The sequence below is a fragment of the Idiomarina sp. UBA4206 genome (assembly GCF_002383015.1).
In the GTDB taxonomy this organism is placed as follows: domain Bacteria; phylum Pseudomonadota; class Gammaproteobacteria; order Enterobacterales; family Alteromonadaceae; genus Idiomarina; species Idiomarina abyssalis.
Genome location: NZ_DFTS01000045.1, coordinates 1 through 1,911, shown reverse-complemented (window position 1 = coordinate 1,911; position 1,911 = coordinate 1). Strand labels below are relative to the sequence as shown.

The window sequence follows — 1,911 nt, the reverse complement described above, 5'->3', positions numbered from 1 at the left end:
ACCGGGCAACGCCAGGATTGCGATGACATTACGCCCGACGGCCATGCTGCTTCGGTTGTCAGTTGGCTTGCTGCGGAAATTCAGGAGCATAACTTTAACAGCGTTGTGCTGGTGTCGCACATGCCATTAGTGAGTTACTTGGTGCATGAACTGGATGCCAGCGTACAGCCGCCTATTTTTCCAACAGCCGGCATTGCGGTTGTCGACTTTTCGCCGGAAACCTTACGCGGTAAATTTCAGCAGTTATTAATAGCGGAGCGCTGTGCGGGTTAAATGTTAGCTCGCTACTTTTAACAGCACCAATAACGAGGCGGCCCCACCCCATTCCAGCGGAGCCTGATGAAAGGCCCGAACATGCGGGTGTTGCACTAACCAGTGCGGCAGTTGTTGTTTTAATTTACCACTGCCGTGCCCGTGCATAATACAGCAGCAGTCTATATGTTCGCGCTCACATGCCAGTAATAATGCCGCCAGCTCCTGGCGTGCCGTGGCCAGTGTCATACCGTGTAAGTCCAGCAACAACTCTGGCGTGTAGTCTCCCCGACGCAGTTGTTTTACCAAATAAGCAGATTCACCTTCGGCAGCAAAACGCACCGGGCCTTCACCAAAATGTGCTTCAAAATCATCGGAAAAGTAGTGGCTGGCAGAGCGGCTTGCGTCTGCAATCTGTTGCGCGCTGGGGTGTTGTGATAATTGTCGACGTTTGCGCAGCTCTGCAATCTTTGGTGGCTCGGGTGGCAGTTTATCCTGCTTAATACGGGCAGCACCTTTCGCGGCTTCACGAAAAAGCTCAATATCGTCTTCAGAAAGTGATGAGGACTGACGTTTGTTTGCAACCATGATTGATGAAAACCGCGCTGAATTAAGGTATCTTTAAGGCATTAAGTTTATTCAGTATAAAACATTCAGTGGTCGGGAGACAGCCTTTGCAAGTGCGTAATCTGGAACAAGCCATTCAAGAGTTAGTGAGTATTGATGACATTATCCGCTGGAGCGTAACACAGCTGAACCAGTCCGATGTGTATTACGGTCATGGTACGGACAACCCGATTGATGAAGCACGGGCTTTATTAAGCTATGTATTACAACTTACCACTGTTCAGCTGGCTGACATGGGTCATTGCCGACTGTTAACTGCTGAGAAGCACGAGTTTACTGAATTGCTGAAGCAGCGTATTGAGCAACATATTCCGGCAGCTTACCTTACGCATCAGGCCTGGTTCGCGGGTTTGCCCTTTTATGTTGATGAGCGAGTGCTGGTACCACGCTCGCCAATAGCTGAGCTTGTCGAGAACGGCTTTCAGCCGTGGCTGACGCAACAGCCGCGCCGCGTTTTAGATTTATGTACGGGTGGAGGATGTATTGCAATAGCCTGTGCTTACGCTTTTCCTGAAGCAGAGGTCGATGCGTTGGATATTTCGACCGAAGCCCTGGAAGTAGCGGAATTTAATATTGAGCAACACGGTTTAACCCATCAGGTAACGCCTATTCAGTCTGACTTATTTGAGGCGGTTAAAGCTGAGAAGTACGATTTAATTGTCAGTAATCCGCCGTATGTGGATGCAGAAGATATGGCTGACTTGCCGCCGGAATATCATCATGAACCTGAGCTTGGCTTAGCTGCAGGCAATGACGGCTTAATTTTGGTGGATAAAATGCTGTTAGAAGCACCTGACTTACTAAACGATGGTGGCTTGTTTGTCTGTGAAGTGGGTAACTCGATGCCGGCACTTGCCGAAAAGTACCCACGAACGCCTTTTACCTGGCTTGAGTTTGCCAATGGTGGAGACGGCGTTTTCCTTCTGACAAAAGAGCAGCTTATTGAACATAAACAACGAGAGACTAAGGTCAGCTAATGCCAGGAAACAGTTTTGGGCAGTTATTTAAAGTAACCACTTTTGGTGAAAGTCA

At 48.8% G+C, this 1,911-nt stretch carries 2 protein-coding genes and 1 pseudogene; 2 read left to right on the top strand and 1 reads right to left on the bottom strand.

The features are described from left to right. Positions 1-273 (top strand): annotated as a pseudogene (locus B3180_RS10420) (phosphohistidine phosphatase SixA); the annotation flags it as partial. A gap of 3 nt (positions 274-276) precedes the next feature. On the opposite strand, the gene smrB reads toward B3180_RS10420, so the two are convergent. Then, on the bottom strand, positions 277-840 hold the full coding sequence (smrB, locus tag B3180_RS10415; protein ID WP_199494216.1) for an endonuclease SmrB: 564 nt from the start codon (positions 838-840) through the stop codon (positions 277-279). An 86-nt stretch (positions 841-926) separates the two neighbouring features. On the opposite strand from smrB, the gene prmB reads away from it, so the two are divergent. After that, entirely contained in the window at positions 927-1,856 is a 930-nt protein-coding gene (gene prmB / locus B3180_RS10410) for a 50S ribosomal protein L3 N(5)-glutamine methyltransferase (protein WP_222235488.1), read from the top strand. Positions 1,857-1,911: the final 55 nt, after the last annotated feature.

What these genes read in the sequence shown, in the direction of transcription:
- smrB (WP_199494216.1), bottom strand. Translation starts at nt 840, where the DNA reads ATGGTTGCAAACAAACGTCAGTCCTCATCACTTTCTGAAGACGATATT.